Annotated in this window: 19 protein-coding genes; 12 read left to right on the top strand and 7 right to left on the bottom strand. The window is 66.9% G+C overall.

The features are described 5' to 3' along the window. Positions 1-69: 69 nt before the first annotated feature. The gene (locus tag QX126_RS22960; protein ID WP_315734857.1) at positions 70-1,326 is read right to left on the bottom strand and encodes an aminopeptidase; all 1,257 of its coding nucleotides are present in this window, start codon (positions 1,324-1,326) and stop codon (positions 70-72) included. A gap of 938 nt (positions 1,327-2,264) precedes the next feature. Beyond that, positions 2,265-2,660 carry a GFA family protein gene (locus tag QX126_RS22965; protein ID WP_315783836.1) on the bottom strand — a complete coding sequence of 132 codons (396 nt, stop codon included), beginning with the start codon at positions 2,658-2,660 and terminating at the stop codon, positions 2,265-2,267. A 359-nt stretch (positions 2,661-3,019) separates the two neighbouring features. On the opposite strand from QX126_RS22965, the gene QX126_RS22970 reads away from it, so the two are divergent. Then, on the top strand, positions 3,020-3,583 hold the full coding sequence (locus QX126_RS22970) for a hypothetical protein (protein ID WP_315734861.1): 564 nt from the start codon (positions 3,020-3,022) through the stop codon (positions 3,581-3,583). A 111-nt stretch (positions 3,584-3,694) separates the two neighbouring features. On the opposite strand, the gene QX126_RS22975 is transcribed toward QX126_RS22970, so the two are convergent. After that, positions 3,695-4,282, bottom strand: a complete 588-nt coding sequence (locus QX126_RS22975; protein WP_315783837.1) for a LysE family transporter — start codon at positions 4,280-4,282, stop codon at positions 3,695-3,697. 282 nt (positions 4,283-4,564) lie between these two features. Between QX126_RS22975 and QX126_RS22980 the strand changes: the two genes are divergently transcribed. From QX126_RS22980 to QX126_RS23005, 6 genes are all read left to right on the top strand, one after another. Continuing rightward, positions 4,565-6,040, top strand: a complete 1,476-nt coding sequence (locus tag QX126_RS22980) for an amidase (protein WP_315783839.1) — start codon at positions 4,565-4,567, stop codon at positions 6,038-6,040. Positions 6,041-6,144: 104 nt separating this feature from the next. After that, entirely contained in the window at positions 6,145-6,894 is a 750-nt protein-coding gene (locus tag QX126_RS22985) for an aspartate/glutamate racemase family protein (RefSeq protein WP_315783840.1), read from the top strand. Positions 6,895-7,122: 228 nt separating this feature from the next. Further along, on the top strand, positions 7,123-8,208 hold the full coding sequence (locus QX126_RS22990) for an ABC transporter ATP-binding protein (protein WP_315783842.1): 1,086 nt from the start codon (positions 7,123-7,125) through the stop codon (positions 8,206-8,208). A 25-nt stretch (positions 8,209-8,233) separates the two neighbouring features. Next, complete coding sequence (locus QX126_RS22995) at positions 8,234-9,280, top strand: ABC transporter substrate-binding protein (RefSeq protein ID WP_315772671.1); 1,047 nt, start codon at positions 8,234-8,236, stop codon at positions 9,278-9,280. Between the two features lie 4 nt (positions 9,281-9,284). Beyond that, the gene (locus tag QX126_RS23000; protein ID WP_172131291.1) at positions 9,285-10,154 is read left to right on the top strand and encodes an ABC transporter permease; all 870 of its coding nucleotides are present in this window, start codon (positions 9,285-9,287) and stop codon (positions 10,152-10,154) included. Further along, positions 10,151-10,966, top strand: coding sequence for an ABC transporter permease (locus tag QX126_RS23005; RefSeq protein WP_315783844.1), 816 nt, complete (start codon positions 10,151-10,153; stop codon positions 10,964-10,966). Before QX126_RS23000 ends, QX126_RS23005 begins: the two co-directional genes overlap by 4 nt. A gap of 213 nt (positions 10,967-11,179) precedes the next feature. Here the strand turns inward: QX126_RS23005 and QX126_RS23010 are convergent, their stop codons facing one another. After that, a complete protein-coding gene (locus tag QX126_RS23010) occupies positions 11,180-11,521 on the bottom strand; it encodes a hydroxyisourate hydrolase (RefSeq protein ID WP_315772685.1) in 342 nt (113 codons plus the stop codon). Between the two features lie 29 nt (positions 11,522-11,550). Between QX126_RS23010 and QX126_RS23015 the strand changes: the two genes are divergently transcribed. After that, positions 11,551-12,744: an MFS transporter gene (locus QX126_RS23015; protein ID WP_315734876.1), complete on the top strand. Its 1,194-nt coding sequence runs from the start codon at positions 11,551-11,553 to the stop codon at positions 12,742-12,744. Then, entirely contained in the window at positions 12,731-14,083 is a 1,353-nt protein-coding gene (locus tag QX126_RS23020) for an amidase (protein WP_315783846.1), read from the top strand. Before QX126_RS23015 ends, QX126_RS23020 begins: the two co-directional genes overlap by 14 nt. Here QX126_RS23020 and puuE read toward each other — a convergent pair. The 3 genes from puuE to QX126_RS23035 all read right to left on the bottom strand — a co-directional run bounded on the left by puuE (position 14,074) and on the right by QX126_RS23035 (position 16,852). Continuing rightward, positions 14,074-15,501 carry an allantoinase PuuE gene (puuE, locus tag QX126_RS23025; RefSeq protein WP_315783848.1) on the bottom strand — a complete coding sequence of 476 codons (1,428 nt, stop codon included), beginning with the start codon at positions 15,499-15,501 and terminating at the stop codon, positions 14,074-14,076. The genes QX126_RS23020 and puuE overlap by 10 nt on opposite strands. Positions 15,502-15,506: 5 nt before the next feature. Next, on the bottom strand, positions 15,507-15,863 hold the full coding sequence (uraH, locus tag QX126_RS23030; RefSeq protein ID WP_315783850.1) for a hydroxyisourate hydrolase: 357 nt from the start codon (positions 15,861-15,863) through the stop codon (positions 15,507-15,509). Between the two features lie 83 nt (positions 15,864-15,946). Next, positions 15,947-16,852, bottom strand: a complete 906-nt coding sequence (locus QX126_RS23035; protein ID WP_315783852.1) for a LysR family transcriptional regulator — start codon at positions 16,850-16,852, stop codon at positions 15,947-15,949. 131 nt (positions 16,853-16,983) lie between these two features. Between QX126_RS23035 and QX126_RS23040 the strand changes: the two genes are divergently transcribed. From QX126_RS23040 to QX126_RS23050, 3 genes are all read left to right on the top strand, one after another. Then, positions 16,984-17,922 carry a ring-cleaving dioxygenase gene (locus tag QX126_RS23040; RefSeq protein ID WP_315783854.1) on the top strand — a complete coding sequence of 313 codons (939 nt, stop codon included), beginning with the start codon at positions 16,984-16,986 and terminating at the stop codon, positions 17,920-17,922. Beyond that, positions 17,919-18,551 (top strand): alpha/beta hydrolase, encoded by a 633-nt coding sequence (locus QX126_RS23045; protein ID WP_315783856.1) that lies wholly within the window; start codon positions 17,919-17,921, stop codon positions 18,549-18,551. The genes QX126_RS23040 and QX126_RS23045 overlap by 4 nt, the downstream gene beginning before the upstream one ends. Before the next feature lie 112 nt (positions 18,552-18,663). Beyond that, entirely contained in the window at positions 18,664-19,869 is a 1,206-nt protein-coding gene (locus QX126_RS23050; protein WP_315783858.1) for an amidohydrolase family protein, read from the top strand. Positions 19,870-19,873: the final 4 nt, after the last annotated feature.

Consider the following 19,873-nt stretch of genomic DNA (forward strand, 5'->3'; position numbering starts at 1 on the left):
GACACCGCCGCGAGCATCGCTCGCGGCTCGTTTCGGGCCGGTGCACGCGTGACGCCGGCCCGTCATGCGTCAGGCCCACTCGCCCTTGCGGAACACCGGCACGCGACGGCCATCTTCATGGAGGCCGTCGATGTCGGTGTCGGCCGCGCCGATCATCCAGTCGATGTGGATCAGGCTTCGGTTGCCGCCCTGGGCGGCGATCTGCTCCGGCGACAGCGAGGTGCCGTTGATGAAGCATTTCGAGTAGCACTGGCCGAGCGCGATGTGCGAGGCGGCGTTCTCGTCGAACAGCGTGTTGTAGAACAACAGGCCGCTCTTGGAGATCGGCGAGGAGTGCGGCACCAGCGCGACCTCGCCGAGCCGGCGCGCGCCCTCGTCGGTGTCGAGCACCTTGTTCAGGACCTCCTCGCCCTTCGAGGCCCTGGCCTCGACGATGCGGCCCTCCTCGAACCTGACCTGGATGTTGTCGATCAGCGTGCCCTGATAGGACAGCGGCTTGGAGCTGACGACGTGACCCGACACACGGCGGCAATGCGGCGTCGTGAACACTTCCTCGGTCGGAATGTTAGCATTGCAGGTGATGCCGTTCTTGGCGGTCGAGGCGCCGCCCTCCCATTCGTGGTCGTCGGCGAGACCGATCGTCAGGTCCATGCCGGGTCCGGTGTAATGCAGCGCGCTGAAGCGCTGGCCGTTGAGCCACCCGGTGCGCTCGCGCAGCACCGCGTTGTGGCGCTCCCAGGCGGACACGGCATCCTCGCGGTCGACGCGCGACGCGGCGAAGATCGCATCGGCGAGCTTCGCCACCGCGACCTCCTCCGGCACGTCCGGGAAAACCAGCTTGGCCCAGGACGGGCTCGGATAGGCGATGATGTTCCAGTTGGTCTCGAAATTGGTGATCTTCTCCAGCGCCGGCTGGTAGGCCTTGGAGTTCGCCTTGCTGGCACGTGCCACCTTGGCCGGATCCTGTCCCGACAGCAGCATCGGATTGTCGCCGACGATGGCGAGCCGCGCGGTGTTCTCCGAGAATGCCTTGGCCATGCCCTGGTAGAGCCAGTCGGCGGCGCGATCGAAGCTGTTGTCATGACCGAAACGGTAGCGCGCCAAGGTCAGCTCCTCGTCGGAGAAGAACGAGGTCACGATTCCCGCACCGGCCTTGTAGGCGTGCTCGGCGACCTTGCGCACCAGCGGCAGCGCCACCGACGGCGCGGTCAGCAGCAGATCCTGACCCGGCTGCAATTGCAGGCCAACCTTCACCGCCACCTCGGCCAGGCGGTCGAGCTTGACGGGATCGATGGCGGCATCGAAGTTGCGCGGATGTGCGGTCATCAGGGTATCCAGTTCCGTTTCTTTGCGGTGTTGAAGAGATAGGCCAATCGAGAAGGGGGTCAATGGGAAAGGGGCTTCCGTGCCGCGTTGTCATCGCTCGCCGTATCCTCCGCTGTCATCCCGGCGAACGCCGGGATCCATACTCCGCGGCGTCTGTGATGATACGCGGCTGTGGCTCCAGCTCGGTCCAGCGCAGGCTTCGGTGTTTATGGGTCGCCGCTTTCGCGGGGACGACACGGGAGTATTCGGTGGGCCTGTCACCTTATCACTGCGTCATCACTGCGCGGGATGGCCACGAAGTTTGCCGGCATGGCAGCTCATCCTCGCACCCGCTTTCGCGTCCGAGTATTGCTCTTGCAGTCACCCTCTCCAAAGCGAGGGTGCAGGGAAGGCCGGACCTCGACTGAGGCCCGTGGCCCGCCTGCTCAAAAAATGCAGGCGGCAGGTACCACAGGTCCAGCCGGACGATCCGGCCCTCCCTGCGCGATGGCTTTAACGGCTGCTTCGCATTCTCCCCGGTGCGCCGGGCTTTCTGGTCACCGTCACCCACGCGGCGCCGTTGGCGCCGGCGCAGGCTTGATACTGGCATCGGAGTATCAGGACCACGCGACTTGACCGTGCGAGCCGATGTTGTTCGTCCGCGCGAATGACCACGCTGCAAACCGGCCCGCCCATCACATCCCACCTCCACGCTTCGTGACGACCGCGCAGCGCCCCTCGTCGATGAGGCGGGACAGCGACAAACAATCATGATTTTCCGAAATTGCCAAGCGGGATATTTTTTCTGCCGGGACTGGACAGCCCAAATCAGCCTGAACTTGCTCGTGAAATCGGATTCCGGACGCAGCGGCGATCGGGCGTATCTGACGCCTCGACAGGCTTGTCCGATCTCGGCACGAGGGGCATGAGTCGCCCGACGAGCGGCATTCTTGATCGCGTCAGTCCTCGACGCGCAGCCCATCACCATCGACGTACCAGTCGGCGCGGGACGCCCAATGCACGTGGCGATCGGGAACGGCGCCGAGCGGCTCATCGAAGCCTCCGGCGGGAATGATCGCCTCGCGGCCGCTGCGCGTCAGATGTGGCATCGGGCTGCCGCAAGTGCTGCAGAAGGCGGTGGCGAAACTGCGCGCCCGGGGCAAGTCGAACCGCGTGACGTTCGCCTCGCCACGCAGCCAGCGCAGCGCCGCCGCCTTGACGATGACCTCACAGGAGTGCGCCGTGCCGCTGGCCTTGCGACAGCGCGAGCAATGGCAATTGAGGAATTTGTCGAACGGCCCGTCGACCTCGAAGCCGACCTGGCCGCAGAGGCAGCTGCCGCGGAACGTGATCATGACGATCTCCTGTCGTGGTCTGGAACGGAATGTCCAAGAGCGCCGCACGCGTGGAGGATGTTACTTGTCCTGATTGCTTATCCTGATTGCATCCTTGCAGCTATCAGGACGACTGAAGGCCAGCCGCGGTCGCCGCGCTGTTAGTAGGTAGTCTGAACTTCCCAAAGCGGAACATTCATTTGTTGTGAGTCATCCTCGACGTCGAGAGTCAATCACTCCGAATGATTTGGAACCAGTCTGAGCGGGCAGCGCCGTCCCGCATTTGCATGGCTGAGGGGCGATTCGGTCACCTTGAGGACATGTTTGGACGTTGATTGGCGCGCGGCAGGGGGATTTCACAGCGTACAGGAGTCCTCCGAATGTACCGCGTTGTTATTGTCGTCGCCGCATTGCTGGCTCTCTCCGTTCAAGCCGAGGCGCGTCCTCGTCACCATCATCATCACTACTCGCACCGTCACCACTCCTACATGAATGCGATGGCCTCGATTCCCGGCGAAGGTCGCGTCGTCGGCGGCCGCCCATCGGGATGTCCGCATGCATTTTGCGGCTGCGAAGCGTCGCTCTACACGTTCGGCCGGGTCGTTCCCGAGCTGAATCTCGCGTCGAACTGGCGTCGCTTTCCGCGCGCAGCTCCCGCACCGGGAATGGCTGCCGTCCGGTCCGGCCACGTCATGATCCTGCAGCAGCAGGTCGCCGGCAACATCTGGTATGTGCATGACGGCAATTCCGGCGGCCACGTCACTCGCGAACATCCCCGCTCGATCGCCGGCTACACGATCGTGAACCCGAATGGCGGTTCCGCGATGTTCGGCGCGGCGGCTCGTGTCACGCGCGAGGCCCGTGCGCCGAGCTACCAGCGGCTCGCCCGCAACACGCGGCCGGACGGCTGGATGGCCAGCGCGGCGCCGATGGCCTTCAACTAGGTCCTTGATAGCTTCGCGACGCGGCCTGCGGCATCCGGATCGAATGCTGCAGGCCGCGTCGTCTAGCCTGCGCGCGCGTCCGCTGGCAGCACCAGTAACAAGCGGAACCGTTCACAGCGCGCCAAGGGCGGGCGCCAGGATCACACAGGCCAGCAGCGTCAGGGCCGCAGCGCTGCAGCGATAGCCGAGCGACGCCGGCACGACATGCCCGAGGCCGCAGCGCAGCGTCGCGCCGAGCACGATCCAGGCTCCTCCGATCGTCGCAGTCGAGAGTCCGAGCACGACCAAGAACGGCCATAGGCTCGCCGCATCGCCTTCCGGCGGCAGCAAGGTGAAAGCGAAGATGATGGCCTTTGGATTGAACAGCGTCGTGATGAACACGCCGCGCAGGGTGACCGGCGCCGCATCGCTTGCGCTGCTGCTGCTGCCGTGGCGCCAGAGCGCGGCAGCGAGGTGCAGCAGATAGAGCACGACCACGACACGGAGAGCCTGTCCGACCAGCGGCGCGGTCGCGACGAGCGGACCGAGCGTGATGCGCAGCGTCGCGATCGCCAGCAGATAGCCGGCAAGCTCGGCGAGCAGCAGATGAACGGAGGCGCGCACGCCACGACTCGCACCGGCAGTGGCGAGCAGCGTGTTCGTTGGGCCGGGCGTAACGAGCAGCGCTGCGCCCGCCGCACCGAAGGTCAGGATATCCATGACCCCATCAAGCACGCGCGCCATGCGCTGGCCTTGACGAGCGTCAACGTCCGGCGCCGCGGGCTGCGGTCCCGTTTTCCGGAACGGCTCGTATGTCGGCTTCATTGTGGACGGTCGTCGGCCGCGCCGCATGATAGGATCGTATGGCAGCATGCAGGGCGACTGATTGACTTGGCTCTCGTGCAAACTAAGGTTCGCGGCGCCGGAAGTGGAACAGCGCCTGATCATCGCACCGTTCGAACGCGTAGCATCGATGGTCGGCGCGCAAGGATCGGAAGACAGATGACGTTGGCGATGAGCTGGGACGAGTGGGCCCGGCATGATGGCATGGCGCTGGCGGCGCGCGTTCGCAGCGGCGAGCTGACGGCGGCGGAGCTGGCAAGGCAGGCAGCCGAGGCAATCGCAAAAGTCGATCCCGCGCTGTCCGGCGTGGTCGAAGTCTTCGCCGATGCCGTGGAAGATCCGGGCAAGGCCGGCGCCAATCTCGCAGGCCCCTTTGCCGGCCTGCCGTTCCTGATGAAGGATCTCGGGCCGACCATGGCCGGACGGCTGCAGGAGCAGGGCTCGCTGTTCATGCGCGGCAACCGTCCCGCCGCCGACACGCACCTGACGGCGAAGATGCGCAAGGCCGGCCTCAATCTGATGGGCCGCACCACGACGCCGGAGTTCGGCGTCTGCAGCTCGGCGGAGAACCCGGCCGTCTACGTCACGCGCAACCCCTGGAATACCGACTACACCACCTGCGGCTCGTCGGCCGGGAGTGCGGCAATGGTCGCCGCCGGCGTGGTGCCGATCGCGCATGCGACCGACGGCGGCGGCTCGATCCGCATTCCCGCCGGCGTCAACGGCAATATCGGGCTGAAGGTCTCGCGCGGCGTGTTTTCGATCGCGCCGCATCTGTCGGATCTAAGCGGCCTGGTCTCGATCCAGGGCTGCCAGTCGCGCAGCGTGCGCGACACCGCGGCATTCGTCGATCATTGCCGCGGCGGCGCGCCCGGCGAGTTCATGCCGTATTGGACCACGCCGGAGCCCTATGTCGAGTTGATCAAGCGCGATCCCGGCAAGCTCAGGATCGCGCTGTCGCATCAATGGGGCGACTACCGCGCCACGCCGCATATTGCTTCTGAGCTGGAGCGTGTGGGCAAAATCCTCGAGGGCCTCGGCCACCACATCGGCTACGCGCTGCCCGATGTCGATTACCGCCAGGCGTTCGCGGCCCAGACCACCTGCTACATCTCGAACTTCGCGATCGTCATCAACAACCTGCTCGCATCACGCAAGCTCGGGCGGCCGCCGGCCGACCTGATCGAGCCGATCAACATCCGGATCTGGGAAGCGGGCAAGGGCACCAGCTTCGCCGAGCGTGCGGCGATGCAGGCGGTGTTCAATACGACGTCGCGCGCCTTCGGCGCGTTCTTCGAGGACTGGGACATCATCCTGACCCCGATCACGGCACTGCCGACGCCGAAGATCGGTACCACCGAATACCTGACCATCAGCGACAATCCCGACGTGCTCGACTGGTTCGAGAACCTGTGGCGCAACTTCGCCTTCACGCCCCTCGCCAATCTCTGCGGCGTCCCGGCGATCTCGCTGCCGCTCGCCACCAATGAGCACGGCCTGCCGCTCGGCATCCAGGCGATCGGCAAGCAGGCCGATGACGGCCTGCTGCTGCAGCTCGCGGCCCAGATCGAGCGCGCGATCGGCGGTCAATGGAACGGCGGCGCGACGCCGGCCGTGCATGTGACCGGCAAGTGAGCGACCCACGCGCCTGATCCTGATGACATGATAGGCTGCGCCGGGCGTGGACAAGGCGCTCGCATTTCCGGCAATCTTGCATTTCCGACCATCAAGCGCGCCCGATGAACATCCTGCTGCTCAATCCCAACATCCGCACCGACATCACCGACCTGATGCTGCAGGTCGGCCGCGACGCCGCCGCGCCCGGCACGACCCTGATCCCCTGCACCGCGCCGCGCGGCGTGCCCTATATCGCCACCCGCGCGGAGGCGCAGATCGGCGGCGCCGTCGCGCTGGAGATGCTGGCGGAGCGCAACGGCAGCTTCGATGCCGCGATCATCGCCGCGTTCGGCGATCCCGGCCTGTTCGCGGCCCGCGAGCTGTTCGACGTGCCGGTCATCGGGCTTGCCGAGGCGGCGATGCTGACCGCCTGCATGGCCGGACGCCGCTTCGCCATCGTCACCTTCGCGCAGGCGCTGGGTCCCTGGTACGAGGAGTGCGTGCGCATGCACGGCCTGATGGAGCGCTGCGCCGGCATCCGCATGCTCGACGGCAGCTTCAAGCAGATCTCCGACGTGCAGCACGAGAAGGAGGAGCTGCTGGTCGAGCTGGCGCTGCGCGCGGTCGAGGAGAACGAGGCCGACGTCCTGATCTTCGCCGGCGCGCCACTGTCGGGGCTCGCCGCCCGCGTCGCGCATCGCATTCCCGTCCCCGTGGTCGATCAGGTGATCGCCGCGGTGAAGCAGGCCGAAGCACTGCTCGCCTTGAAGATGCGCAAGGCCACCGCCGGCACCTTCCGCCGCCCGGCCGCGAAGCCGACGACGGGCTTGCCCGAGGCGCTGGCCGCCCGGCTGGAGCATCGCGACGGGTAGTTGGGCCGTGTGAGTCGCAACGCTCTCTCCCCACGTCATTCCGGGACGCTGTCGGCGCGAGCCCGGAATGACGTGGGGAGAGAGCGAGCCAGATCTTGTTAGCTGCGAGCTCGGGCGAAACCCGTCATACTCCCATACCCCCACTTCCTCTTCTGTACACAAGCCGCCTTCGTTGCCTGAAAAGGCGGCACGCTTCTTGCTTTTTCAGATCAGTTGAGCAGGAGGCCCATGGCCAGCGTATCGGAAGCCAAGTCGCTCGTTCTGGATCGGATCACCCACCGCTTCGCCAGCGGCACGGTGGCCGTATCCGATATCAATCTCGACGTGAAAGGCGGCGAGATCATCGCCCTGCTTGGGCCCTCGGGCTGCGGCAAGACCACGCTCTTGCGCATCATCGCCGGCTTCATCGGCCAGAGCGAGGGGCGCGTCATCATCGGCAACGACGTCGTCGACGCGCTGCCGCCCAACCGCCGCGCCGTCGGCATCGTGTTCCAGAACTACGCGCTGTTTCCGCATCTCTCGATCACCGAGAATGTCGGCTACGGCCTCGCCGCGCGCGGCGTCGACAAGGCGACGCGCAACAGGGAGGCGCAGCGGCTGCTCGACATGGTGCAGCTCGGCCCGTTCGGTGAGCGGCTGCCGCGGCAATTGTCGGGCGGCCAGCAACAGCGCGTGGCCCTGGCTCGCGCGCTCGCGATCAAACCGTCGATCCTGCTGCTCGACGAGCCGTTCGCCGCGCTCGACAAGAATTTGCGGTTGGACATGCAGATCGAGGTCAAGCGGCTGCAGCGCATGGCCGGGATCACAACTTTGATCGTGACCCACGACCAGGAGGAGGCGCTGTCGATGGCCGACCGCGTCGCCGTTCTGAGCCATGGTCATCTCGAGCAGTTCGGCACGCCCTCCGAGATCTACGATCAGCCGCAGACGCTGTTCGTGAACAGCTTCGTCGGCACCGCGAACAAGATGAAGGGGACGGTGATCGCGACCGACGCTGATAGCGTCAAGGTCGGCCTCGAGGCCGGCGGCGAGATCATCGCGCGCGCCCCCACCCCGGTACGTGCCTCAGACAAGGTCACCGTGTGCCTGCGTCCCGAGCATCTCACCTTCGTCAGCGACGACACCGGCTTTGCCGGCGAGATCGGCATGGCGCTGCCGCTCGGCGCGACCGTGGTCCATGAGATCAAGGCCAGCGACGGCTCGAGCATCAAGATTTCGCAGGCCCGCACCGGCGACACGCCACTGCGCGATGCCGGCGCGCCGGTGCGGGTCGCACCGATCGCACCCGGCCTCGCCACCGTCTTCCCGCAATAGACCAACAGACACATCGGAGTGAAACATGATGCTTGATCGCCGCCGGCTCCTGACCAGCGCCTTGACGCTGGGAGCCATGCACGCCTTCCCTGGCCTGAGCCTCGCGCAGGCGCGGCCGCTGGTGTTCGCGACCTTCACCGGCAGTTGGGAGGAGGCGCACAAGGCGGTCCTCGTGCCGGCGTTCCGCAAGGCCAATGCCGATGCCGCCATCGTGCTCGACCCGATGCTGTCGGTCGATCAGATCGCCAAGGTCAATGCGGCCAAGGCCAATCCGCCGATCGACGTCATGCTGCACGATCCGGGTCCGGCGCTGGTCGCGATCGGCCAGGATCTCGTCGATCCGTTCCCGGCCGACAAGAGCGCGTACTTCAAGGACCTGATTCCGGAAGCGCAGGACGCGATGGGCCCGGCGCCGTTCTTCCAGGTCGTCGGCCTCACCTACAATCCAGAGACGGTGAAGACGCCGCCAACTTCCTGGGCCGACCTGTGGAAGCCCGAGTTCAAGGGCAAGGTCGGCATCACCAATCTGAACTCGACGCTCGGCACCGGCTGGCTGGTCGAGATCGCGCGCATGCGCGGCGGCTCCGAGGCCAATGTCGACGAGGGCTTCAAGGCGCTGGAGGAGCTGAAGCCGAACCTCGCCGCGGTCGCCGCCAATCCCGGCGCCCTGGCGACCCTGTTCCAGCAAGGCCAGATCGACATCTCGCCCGGCAATTTCAACGCCATCCAGATCCTGAAAGCGCGTGGCGTGCCGGTCGAGTTCGTGGCGCCCAAGGAAGGCGCCATCGCCTTCAAGACCACGATCCACATCGTCAAGAACTCGCCGAACAAGGAGCTCGCCTTCAAGCTGATCGAGGCGGCGCTGTCGCCGGAAGTGCAGACCACGCTGATGAACTCGCCCTATCTGATCGTGCCGACCAACACCAAGGTGGCCATGACCGGCGAGATCGCCAAGGTGCTGGCCAAGGACACCGCGGAGCTGAAGAAGAAGTTCGTGTTCCAGGACTGGAAGAAGATCAACGAGCAGCGCGCGTCCTGGATCGAGAAGTTCAACCGCGACATCAAGATCTGACGCGATGAAGAGCGCCACGACAGCACCTGGAGACGTGACCAGCTTCAGCCTGGGGCTTGCGCTGCCCCTGGGCCTGGTGTTCGCGATCTTCTTCGTGCTGCCGCTGGCGCAACTGCTCTATCTCTCGCTGCACAACGACACCGCGGCGACGGTGTGGGGGCTCGGCCAGTACATCAAGTTCCTGACCGACCCCTTCAGCCTCGCCGTGCTCGGCTCGACCTTGCTGCTCGGCGCCGAGGTGACGCTCGCCTGCCTCGTGCTCGGCTATCCCATCGCCTGGCTGTATCAGCGCTCGGGCAGCCGGGTGCAGACCCTGATCATCATGATCGTCCTGCTGCCGTTGCTCACCAGCGTCGTCGTCCGCACCTTCGCCTGGATCGTGATCCTGGGCCGGCAGGGCATCATCAACTCCGTGCTGCAATCGCTCGGCCTGATCGGCACGCCGCTGCGCATGATCTACACCCAGGGCGGACTGATCGCGGCGCTGGCGCAGGTGCAGATGCCGCTGATGGTGCTGCCACTGATCACCGCGATCGGCCGCATCGATCCCAATCTCTCCGACGCCTCGGCCTCACTCGGCGCCGGTAGCTGGCGCACCTTCGTCAAGGTGATGCTGCCGCTGTCGATGCCCGGCATCATCGCCGGCTGCACCCTGACTTATGCCGCCGCGATCACCGCCTTCATCACGCAGTCCCTGGTCGGCGGCGGGCAGATGCTGTTCATGCCGATGTATCTCTACCAGCAGGCCTCGACCCTGCAGAACTGGCCGTTCGCGGCGGCGATCTCGATCATCTTCCTGTTCGCGGTGCTCGCCATCGTTGCGCTGTTCTCGACACTCGGCCGCCGTGCTCGCGGCTATGGAGACGCCAGATGAGCGGCCGGCAGCGGAACTGGGAAGCGCTGAGCTTCCAGATCGTGATGACGGTCATCGCCGTGCTGGCGCTCATCCTGATCGTGTCGCCGTCGCTGGTCGTGGTGATCGTCTCGTTCACCTCGGGCTTCTCGCTGAAATTCCCGCCACCGGGCTATTCGACGCGATGGTATGTCGAATTGTGGAACGCTTGGCAGCTGCAGTTCGCAGCACGCAACAGCGTCGTCGTCGCACTGTGGTCGACGGGCCTGTCGGTCGTGCTCGGGGTCGCCGCGGCACTGGCGATCTCGCGCTCGAAGACGCTCACGGCGAAGCTCCTGGACTCGTTGTTCATGTCGCCGCTGGTACTGCCGGCACTCGCCTTCGGGCTGGCGGCGCTGATGTTCTTCTCGCTGATCGGCCTGCCGGTCTCGCTGCTCACGCTGGTGATCGGCCATACCATCGTCTGCGTGCCCTATGTGGTCCGCAACACCGTGGCGGCGCTGGCGCAGCTCGAGCCAACCTTGCTGGAAAGCTCGGCGATCCTCGGTGCCTCCAGGCTCTACACGTTCCGCCGCATCGTCTTGCCGCTGATCCGCCCCGGCATCATCTCCGGTGCGTTCATCGCCTTCATGTCGTCGTTCGACAACGTGCCGGTGTCGCTGTTCCTGCGCGATGCCGCCACCGACATGCTGCCGATCCGGATGTGGCAGGACCTCGAAGGCAAGCTCGACGTCACCATCGCCGCACTGTCGAGCGTGCTGATCATCGCCACCATCGCGCTGATGGCGATCATGGAGCGCACCACCGGCCTGTCGAAGCGGCTGACGGGCTGAGGCTGAGTGCCCCTTCCTGAAATTGGGAGTTCGTGCCCGTCCAACTCCAAGCCGTCATGGCCGGGCTTGTCCCGGCCATCCACGTCGGCCGGCGATCGCTGAGGGACGTGGATGGCCGGGACAAGCCCGGGCATGACCAGCGACTGATTGACGGGCTCGACCGTCGGGGCAACTTATTCGTTGAGTTTACCATATAGCGTCAGACGCGCTTCCCTAAGCGCCGCGGAAGATCGAATAGCCCCAGGGGGTGAATTTCAGCGGCAGATGAAAGTGCTCCTCGACCTTGTCGATCGCGAAGCGAAACGGCACTGTGGTGAGGAATTTCGTCTGAGCGCCAACCCCGAAGAACTCGCCGACATGAAACAGCACCTCATACTCGCCGGCGATGACGCCGTCACCCTTGACGACCGGCGCCTGCAAGGTGCCGTCGGCGCCGAGCTGTCCCTCCGCGAGCAGCGTGCGATCCGGCGTCACGCGCCAGATCGCGACGCGCAGGCCACGCGCGGGGCGCCCGTTCGCCACGTCAACCGCATGAACCGAGATTCCACCGGCCATTTCGTGCTCCGCCATCAGGTTGTCGCGGCATGATAGCCGCGAAGCAAGCGTCAGCACCAGCGGCGCCGCTGTGGCCTGCGGTCGCTGCGATGACCGCGCTGCAGGCCCTGGTGTCGCTGGCGCTATTCGCGCCGGGCGTCGTCGCGCCGCGCGCTGGACTGAGCATCGAGCAGCTGTCGCTGTTCTCCACCGCAGCCTTCACCATCAGCCTCGTCTCCTCGTTCTGGGGCGGCACGCTGGTCCAACGCGTCGGCTCGCTGCGCGTCGCAGCGCTGTGCGCGGTCGCCGTCTGCGCCGGCATGTCGCTGGCCCTGTTCGAGGGTGGATGGGCCCTGCTCGGCGCCGGGCTGATGCTGGGGCTCGCGGTCGGACCGGAGACACCGGCAAGCTCAGCGCTGCTCGGACGTCTCGTGCCGGCCGAGAAGCGCGCGATGGTGTTTTCGATCCGGCAGACCGGCAGCCAGATCGGCGCCGTCGTCGGCTCGCTGCTGCTGCCGCCGATCGCCGTGCTGCTGGCACCGAGTTCCGCTTATGCCGCCGTGATCGTCTGCGCCGCCATCGCCTTCGCCGGCTTCGAGCGTCTGCGGCCGGCCTATGCGATCACGCCGCCGGCCATGCCGCGGCTCGGCCTGTCCGATCGGCTGCGACTGATCAGCGCCGACCGCCGCATGGCCGCGCTCGCGGTCGCCTCGATTCCGTTCAGTGGCATGCAGGTCATCCTCAACACCTGCTTCGTCAGCTTCGGCACGTCAGAGCTCGCGCTCAGCCATGTCGAGGCCGGCTGGGTGCTGGCCTCGGCGCAAGGCGCCGGCCTGATGGGACGGCTGGGCTGGGGCGTTGTCGCGACACGCCTGCGCTCGGCGCGGGCCGTGCTGGTGATGGCAGGCGTCGGCATGGCGGTCTGCGCGCTGCTGCTCGGTCTCTGGGGGCCGCTGCTGAGCCGGTCGATCCTGGTCCTGCTCACGATCGTGTTCGGGCTGACGGCGAGCGGCTGGAACGGCGTGTTCATCGCCGAGATCGCCAATCTCGCCAAGCCCGGACGCGTCGCCGAGGCGACAGGTGCGGTGCTCACCGCCTCGTTTCTCGGCCTCGTCGCCGCGCCGCTGCTCGTCGCCTTGCTGACGCCCCGCGTCGGCCTCGGCGGCAGCTTCGTCGCACTCGGATTGACGGCCGCCGCAGGCACAGCCGTACTGCTGATGGAGCGATCCCATGCGCGCGAGTGACATCGCAGGCGCCGTCATGGCGCGGCGGAGCACGGCCAGAGAGATCGCCGAGCAGGCGCTGGCGCGGATCGCCGCGGCCCGTGACCTCAACGCCGTCGTCACGACAGATCCGGCGCGAACGCGCGCCGAGGCCGATGCCGTCGATGCGCGCGTGGCCGCCGGCGAAGCAATGCCGCTCGCCGGCGTGCCGATCGTGGTCAAGGACAACATCTGGGTCGAGGACTGGCGCATCACGCAGGGCTCGCGGCTGTTCGCTGATTTCATCGCGCCCGAGGATGCGATCGCGATCGCGCGGCTGCGCCGCGCTGGCGCCGTGATCGTTGGCATCGGCGCAACCTCCGAGTTCGCCTGCAAGGGCGTGACGACCTCGCAGCTGTTCGGACCGACTGTTCATCCGCAGGACCCGCAGCTCACGCCCGGCGGCTCGTCGGGCGGTCCCGCCGTTGGGGTGGCGGCTGGGCTCGTGCCGCTCGCGATCGGCACCGATGCCGGCGGCTCGAGCCGCCGGCCGCCGGCCCATGTCGGCGTGGTCGGCTTCAAGCCGTCGTTCGGTGCCATTCCCTACGGGCCGGGATTCCCCGAGCCATTCTGGCGCATTTCGGTGATCGCGCCGATCGCGACCGATGTCGGCGATGCCAGGCTTGCGTTCGAGATCATGGCCGGCGCCGACCCGCGCGATCCCGATACGTTCGATGTGGCCGCGGCGGATCATGCAACGCCGCTGCGCGTGGCGTTCTCGCCGCGGCTCGGGCTGGACGTCGCGGTCGATGGCGACATCAGCGCTGGCCTGCAGCGGGCGGTCGACCGCCTCCGCGCCGGCGGCATGCCGATTGTCGACAAGGATCCCGTCTGGCCGGCCGGCCTTGCCGAGGACGCGGTGATGCCGCTCCAGCATGCCGGGCTGGCCGCGCTCTACGGCGACGCCTTCCATAATGATCCGGCGCAATTCGATCCAGATATCGCCAAGCAGATCGAGCGCGGGCTCGGCCTGAGCGGCGCCGATGTCGCGCGTGCGCTCGAGGCAAGCGCGCAGATCGCGCGGGCCTTCGCAAGCTTCTTCACGCAGGCCGACGTGCTGCTGGCGCCGACCGTGCCCTGCGTCGCCTGGCCATTCACGCAGCTCGGCCCATCCAAGATCGGCGGCAAGCCGGTGAGCCCGCGCGCGCATGCGGTGTTCACGCCTTACGCCAATCACGCCGGCGTGCCGGCGATCTCGATCCCCTGCGGCACCAACGTTCACGGACTGCCATTCGGTCTGCAACTCATCGCGGCCCGCGGCCGCGACCGCCTGCTGCTCGATGTCGCTGCCGACGCAGAGCGGATCCTCGCTCAGTCCTGATCGAACTTCTTCGCCAGCCGGGCCCGGGTGATGTGACCGATCTGGTCGATGGCGTTGGCGATCTCGGTGTCCGGGTCGTTGCCGATGCGACGCTCCATCTCGGCGATGACCGAGGGGCGGTCGGCGTGCAGCGCCAGAGCGACGATCAGCGGCATGCCGAACTTGTCGCGATAGCGGCGGTTGATGTCGGCGACGCGCTCGAACTCGGAGCGCGACAGCGAGGTGAAGCCGAGCCGACCCTGCTCGCCGATCGAGTCGTTCGTCATCTCACCCGCCAGCGCCTCGCGGCCGGCGAGCTCCGGATGGGCGCGGATCAGCTTCAGCTTCTCGTCGCGGCTCATGGTGCGGACGACGTTCATGAGCGTCGTATGCAGCGCGTCGGCCGCGTCGTCAAAGGCGGTGAGGCCGGCGCGATAGGCGCGGTCGGCGATTTCAGGCGAATGCTCGAAGATGTCGCCATAGCGCTCGACGAACAGCACGCGTGACATCTGCGACGGCCGCCACGCGCCGGCCGGCGGATGCGTCCGGATCCAGTGCCGGGCGATGTCGAGCCGGGTCGCGACCCAGACCTTGTCATGACCCGTGATGTAGTCGAGGAAGCGCGCCAGCGCGGCCGCGCGCCCGGGACGGCCGACCAGGCGGCAATGCAGCCCGACCGACATCATGCGCGGGCTCTCCGCACCCTCTGCGTAGAGCGTATCGAAACTGTCCTTCAGATAGGCGAAGAACTGGTCGCCGGAATTGAAGCCCTGCGGGGTGGCGAAGCGCATGTCGTTGGCATCGAGCGTATAGGGCACGATCAGTTGCGGGCCGTGCGGCCCCGCGATCCAGTACGGCAACTCATCGGCGTAGGAATCGGCGCTGTAGACGAAGCCCTGCTCATTCAACACGATGTCGAGCGTGCGCTCCGACGTGCGGCCCTGGTAGAAGCCGAGCGGCCGCTCGCCCGTCAGCTCGGTATGGAGCCGGATCGCTTCCCCGATATCGGCGCGCTCGTCGGCCTCGGGGACATCGCGGTAGTCGATCCATTTCAGGCCGTGGGAGGCGATCTCCCAGCCGGCTTCCTTCATCGCAGCCACGGCGTCCGGATTGCGTGCCATCGCGGTGGCGATTGCAAATACCGTGACCGGCAGCTTGCGCGCGGTGAACATCCGCCACAGCCGCCAGAAGCCGGCGCGCGAGCCGAACTCGTAGATCGACTCCATATTCATGTGGCGCTGGCCCGGCCAGGGCTGGGCGCCGACGATCTCGGACAGGAAGGCTTCGGAGGCGGCGTCACCGTGGAGGATGTTGTTCTCGCCGCCCTCCTCGTAGTTGATCACGAACTGCACGGCGACGCGGGCATCGCCCGGCCAGCGCGGATGCGGCGGCGTGCGGCCGTAGCCGACCATATCGCGGGGATAGACGTCAGCACTCATCCGGCTCAGCTCCCGCGATAGGTCTGGTAGCTCCAGGGCGTCGCGAGCAGCGGCACATGGTAGTGCGCGCCAGCATCGGCGACGGAAAAGCGGAGCGGGATCAGATCGAGAAACAGCGGATCGCCCGAGGCGAGGCCGTGGGTCCTGAAATAGGCGCCCATATGGAAGGTCAGCATGTAGGTGCCGGTGGCGAAGTCATCGTCCGCCAGCATCGGCTGGTCGGTGCGCCCGTCGGCATTGCTCCGGACCTGCTTGACGCGGCGCCAAGAGCCGTCCGGTTCGAGGACATCGAGATCGATCGCGACGCCGGCCGCGGGCTTGCCCCTGACCGTATCCAGAATATGCGTGCTCAGCCGCCCCATGCATCGTTACCTCTCTGCTGCCGGCTCGGAACACTATCAGCGCCCGGTTAAAGGTTCGAGGCGATTTGCGGTTCAGTTGCAGCCTACGGTCTGGTCACGTCGCGCTCCTTGCCGAAGCGCTCGACCAGGAAGTCGATGAACAGCCGCACCTTCACCGAGAGGTGCCGCGTCGGCGGATAGATCGCATAGAGCGCGAGCGGCGGCGCGGCGTAATCGGCGAGGATCGCGGTCAGCGCGCCGCTCTCGAGCGCGTCCGCCGCGATGAAGCGCGGGATCAGCGCAATGCCCTGTCCCTTGATGGCGACGTCGCGCAGCACCTCGGCATTGTTGACGCACAACGACCACGCCGGCTGGACCCAGTGGTCGCCGTCGCGGCCGGTGAGCTTCCACTGATTGCCGGTCAGCAGGAAACCGTAGGTGAGAGAGGTGTGGCGACGCAGCTCCTCCGGGCTGCCAGGCGTGCCGTGCCGCGCGAGATAGGCCGGCGCGGCGCAGATCACGCGCTCCACCGGCATGATCCGCCGCGCCACCAGGCTCGACGATTCCAGCTCGGCGATCCGCAACGTCACGTCGAAGCCGTCCTGCACGGGATCCAGCAGATCGTCGCTCAGCACGATCTGCAACTGCAGCTCGGGATAGCGGGCCATGAAATCGGCGACGACGGGACCGAGCCGCATGGTGCCGAACGACATCGGCGCGTTGACGCGCAAGAGCCCGCGCGGCGCGGCCTGCGACTGACTGACGGCCTGATCGGCGGCGTCGAGCTCCGCGAGGATCGAGACCGCGCGCTCGAAATAGAGCTGGCCGGTCTCGGTCGGGCTGGCATGGCGCGTGGTGCGGACGATCAACTGGACGCCGAGGCTCGCCTCCAGCTCGCCGATATATTTCGAGATCGCCGAGCGCGACAGCCGCAGCTGCCGGCCGGCCTCGGCGAAGCTGCCGCTCTCGACCACCTTCACGAAGGCCCGCAGGCTGCTCAGCTTGTCCATAGGGCCGCCATTGTCGCCAAATCGTAGACAGAGACGTCACAAGAGCACGGATTGTCTCCAAATCAAAGCGAGCCAATATTGCGCCCAGGAATTCAACGGCCCTTTCGGGGGTCCATCGACAGGAGACCCATATGCCCGGACTGCACCACGTGACTGCGATTGCCGGCGATCCGATCCGCAATTTCGGCTTCTACACCCGCGACCTCGGCCTGCGCTTCGTCAAGAAGACAGTCAATTTCGACGATCCCGGCACCTATCATTTCTACTACGGCGATGAGACCGGCCGCCCCGGCACCATCCTGACCTTCTTCCCCTGGGCCGGCGTGCGGCCGGGCCGCCGCGGCGTCGGCGAGACCCACCAGACCGCGTTCCGGGTGCCGCAGCGCTCCCTTAGCTACTGGACGCAGCGCCTCACCGAGAGGGGCATCGCCTATGAGGCGCTGGAGAAGCGCTTTGGTGAATCCGTGCTGCCGTTCACCGATCCGGACGGCATGGCGCTGGCGCTGGTCGGCGTCCCCGGCGCGGAGAACGAGCCCGGCTACAGCAACGGCGACATCCCGGCGGAGCACGCGATCCGCGGCTTCCACGGCGTGACCCTGCTGCTCGACTCCGCGGAGAGGACTGCCGCCGTGCTGACCGACGTGTTCGGCTTCGAAGAGACGGGCCGCGAAGGCTCGGTCATCCGCTTCAAGGCGCCCGGCGACGCCGAGGGCAGCGTGGTCGACATCTACGAGGCCAGGGGCTTTCTGCGTGGCGCGCAGGGCGCCGGGTCGGTGCATCACATCGCCTTCCGCGCCGCCGATGACGCCGCACAGGGCGTGATGGCACAGCGGCTGGTCGATCGTCACGGCCTGCATCCGACCGAGCAGAAGGACCGCAACTACTTCCGCTCGATCTACTTCCGCGAGCCGGGCGGCGTGCTGTTCGAGATCGCAACCGATATCCCGGGCTTCGCGGTCGACGAGCCGGTCGCCGAGCTCGGACGAAACCTCAAGCTGCCCGCTTTCCTCGAATCGCACCGCAAGCAGATCGAAGGCGTGCTGCCCAATCTCGAGGAGGCCGCATCGTGACCGAGGCATTGTCCTTCACCCACCGCTTCCAGCCCGGACACACGCTGGGAGCAGCCCCGCTGCTGCTCCTGCACGGCACCGGCGGCGACGAGAACGATCTGCTGCCGCTCGGCGCTACGCTGTCGCCCGGCGCCGCCCTGCTGTCGCCACGCGGCCAAGTGCTCGAGCATGGCATGCCGCGCTTCTTCCGCCGGCTTGCCGAGGGCGTGTTCGACGAGGACGACGTCCGCCGGCGCGCTCTGGAGCTCGGCGCCTTCATCGACGCGGCGCGGCAGCACTACGGGATCGGAGCGCCGCTCGCGGTCGGCTACTCCAACGGCGCCAACATCGCCGCCGCGCTGCTGCTACTGCAGCCGGAAGCGCTGACCGGTGCAGTGCTGTTCCGCGCCATGGTGCCGCTGGCGCATCCTCCGGCCGCCAGGCTCGCGCGCCGGCCGGTGCTGATGCTGTCCGGGCTCGCTGATCCGATCGTGCCCGCCAGCAATTCGGCGAAGCTGTGCACGCAGCTCACCGAGGCCGGCGCCGACGTGACCCACACGACGCTTCCGGCGGGGCACCAGTTGTCGCAGGCGGATGTGACGCTAGCGCGCGACTGGCTCGCCGGACTGCCGCAGGCGATCGCCGCCTGAAGACGCTTGCGGCTGTCGCGGCTCCTGGCCAAGAATGTGGTCTCATCGGCACCAGCATCGGGCCGCCCCTCCGGCGGCTCCGATGCTGGCGGATAGATGGGAAGGATTGTGCATGGCCGTCGACAAGCTGTTCATCAATGCGCGGCTCGACCGCAGCGCGCGCCATGCGATTACGGTCGACGGCGGCCGCATCAGCGGGCTTCTCGCTGAGACCGAGCGCCCCGAGGCGCGCGAGGTGATCGATCTCGGCGGCGCGCTGGTCGTGCCCGGCTTCGTCGAGGGCCACATCCATCTCGACACCAGCTTCTATGGTGATGCCTGGAAGCCGCACAAGCCGTGCACCAACGGCTTCGACGTGCATGAGCGCGTCACGTTCCAGGCGCAGAACATGGCGGCGGCGGCGCCGATGGACGTCCGCGCCCGCAACCAGCTCGATCTCTGCATCGGCCACGGCACCACGCGGATGCGCAGCCATGTGATGGTCGACGGCTCGGTCGGCCTCAAATCGCTGGAGACGATCCTGCGCGTCCGCGACGAGTATCGCGATCTGATCGAGATCCAGCTCGTGGCTTTTCCCCAGAGCGGCATCCTCAAGAGCCCGGGCACACCCGAACTGCTCGACGAGGCCATCAGGCTCGGCGCCAACCTCGTCGGCGGGCTCGATCCCGCGAGCTTCGACCGCGACGTCGAAAAGCATCTCGACGTCGTGTTCGGCACAGCCCACAAGCACGGCGTCGACGTCGATATCCATCTGCACGATCCGGGCATGCTCGGCCTGTTCGAGCTGGAGCAGATCGCCGCGCGCACGCGCGCCCTCGGCATGCAAGGCCGCGTCGCGGTCAGCCACGCCTACGCGCTCGGCGACCTGCCTGCTGACCCGCTCAAGAAGATTGCCGACGTCCTGGCGGCGTCTGGCGTCGCCATCATGACCAACGCGCCGGGCGCGCGGCCCTTCCCGCCCGTGGCGCTGTTGCGTGCGGCGGGGGTCACCGTGTTCAGCGGCAACGACAACATCCGCGACTCCTGGTGGCCCTATGGCGACGGCGATCTGTTGAACCGCGCCATGATGGTCGGCTATCGCTCCGGCTTCTATGTCGATGACGAGCTGCGGATGGCCTTTGACCTCGTCACCGAGGCCGGCGCCAAGGCCTTGAGGCTTGCGGACTACGGCCTGCGCGTCGGTGCGCGGGCCGACTTTGTCACCCTCGATGCCGAGCACGTTCCGCAGGCTGTCGTCGCCGTGCCAAAGGGCCGCTCAGTCTACAAGGACGGCCGCCTCATCGCGCGCGACGGCCATGTGATCAGGCAGCCGACCTAGGCCC

The organism is Bradyrhizobium sp. SZCCHNPS1003 (assembly GCF_032381555.1).
Taxonomy (GTDB): Bacteria; Pseudomonadota; Alphaproteobacteria; order Rhizobiales; family Xanthobacteraceae; genus Bradyrhizobium.

Coding starts and splice junctions, on each gene's coding strand:
- QX126_RS23040 (WP_315783854.1), top strand. CDS start 16,984: ATGCCCGGACTGCACCACGTGACTGCGATTGCCGGCGATCCGATCCGC.
- QX126_RS22970 (WP_315734861.1), top strand. CDS start 3,020: ATGTACCGCGTTGTTATTGTCGTCGCCGCATTGCTGGCTCTCTCCGTT.
- QX126_RS23050 (WP_315783858.1), top strand. CDS start 18,664: ATGGCCGTCGACAAGCTGTTCATCAATGCGCGGCTCGACCGCAGCGCG.
- puuE (WP_315783848.1), bottom strand. CDS start 15,501: ATGAGTGCTGACGTCTATCCCCGCGATATGGTCGGCTACGGCCGCACG.
- QX126_RS23005 (WP_315783844.1), top strand. CDS start 10,151: ATGAGCGGCCGGCAGCGGAACTGGGAAGCGCTGAGCTTCCAGATCGTG.
- QX126_RS23035 (WP_315783852.1), bottom strand. CDS start 16,852: ATGGACAAGCTGAGCAGCCTGCGGGCCTTCGTGAAGGTGGTCGAGAGC.
- QX126_RS22995 (WP_315772671.1), top strand. CDS start 8,234: ATGATGCTTGATCGCCGCCGGCTCCTGACCAGCGCCTTGACGCTGGGA.
- QX126_RS22990 (WP_315783842.1), top strand. CDS start 7,123: ATGGCCAGCGTATCGGAAGCCAAGTCGCTCGTTCTGGATCGGATCACC.
- QX126_RS23000 (WP_172131291.1), top strand. CDS start 9,285: ATGAAGAGCGCCACGACAGCACCTGGAGACGTGACCAGCTTCAGCCTG.
- QX126_RS23020 (WP_315783846.1), top strand. CDS start 12,731: ATGCGCGCGAGTGACATCGCAGGCGCCGTCATGGCGCGGCGGAGCACG.
- QX126_RS22965 (WP_315783836.1), bottom strand. CDS start 2,660: ATGATCACGTTCCGCGGCAGCTGCCTCTGCGGCCAGGTCGGCTTCGAG.
- QX126_RS23015 (WP_315734876.1), top strand. CDS start 11,551: ATGATAGCCGCGAAGCAAGCGTCAGCACCAGCGGCGCCGCTGTGGCCT.
- QX126_RS22975 (WP_315783837.1), bottom strand. CDS start 4,282: ATGGATATCCTGACCTTCGGTGCGGCGGGCGCAGCGCTGCTCGTTACG.
- QX126_RS22985 (WP_315783840.1), top strand. CDS start 6,145: ATGAACATCCTGCTGCTCAATCCCAACATCCGCACCGACATCACCGAC.
- QX126_RS22960 (WP_315734857.1), bottom strand. CDS start 1,326: ATGACCGCACATCCGCGCAACTTCGATGCCGCCATCGATCCCGTCAAG.
- uraH (WP_315783850.1), bottom strand. CDS start 15,863: ATGGGGCGGCTGAGCACGCATATTCTGGATACGGTCAGGGGCAAGCCC.
- QX126_RS22980 (WP_315783839.1), top strand. CDS start 4,565: ATGACGTTGGCGATGAGCTGGGACGAGTGGGCCCGGCATGATGGCATG.
- QX126_RS23010 (WP_315772685.1), bottom strand. CDS start 11,521: ATGGCCGGTGGAATCTCGGTTCATGCGGTTGACGTGGCGAACGGGCGC.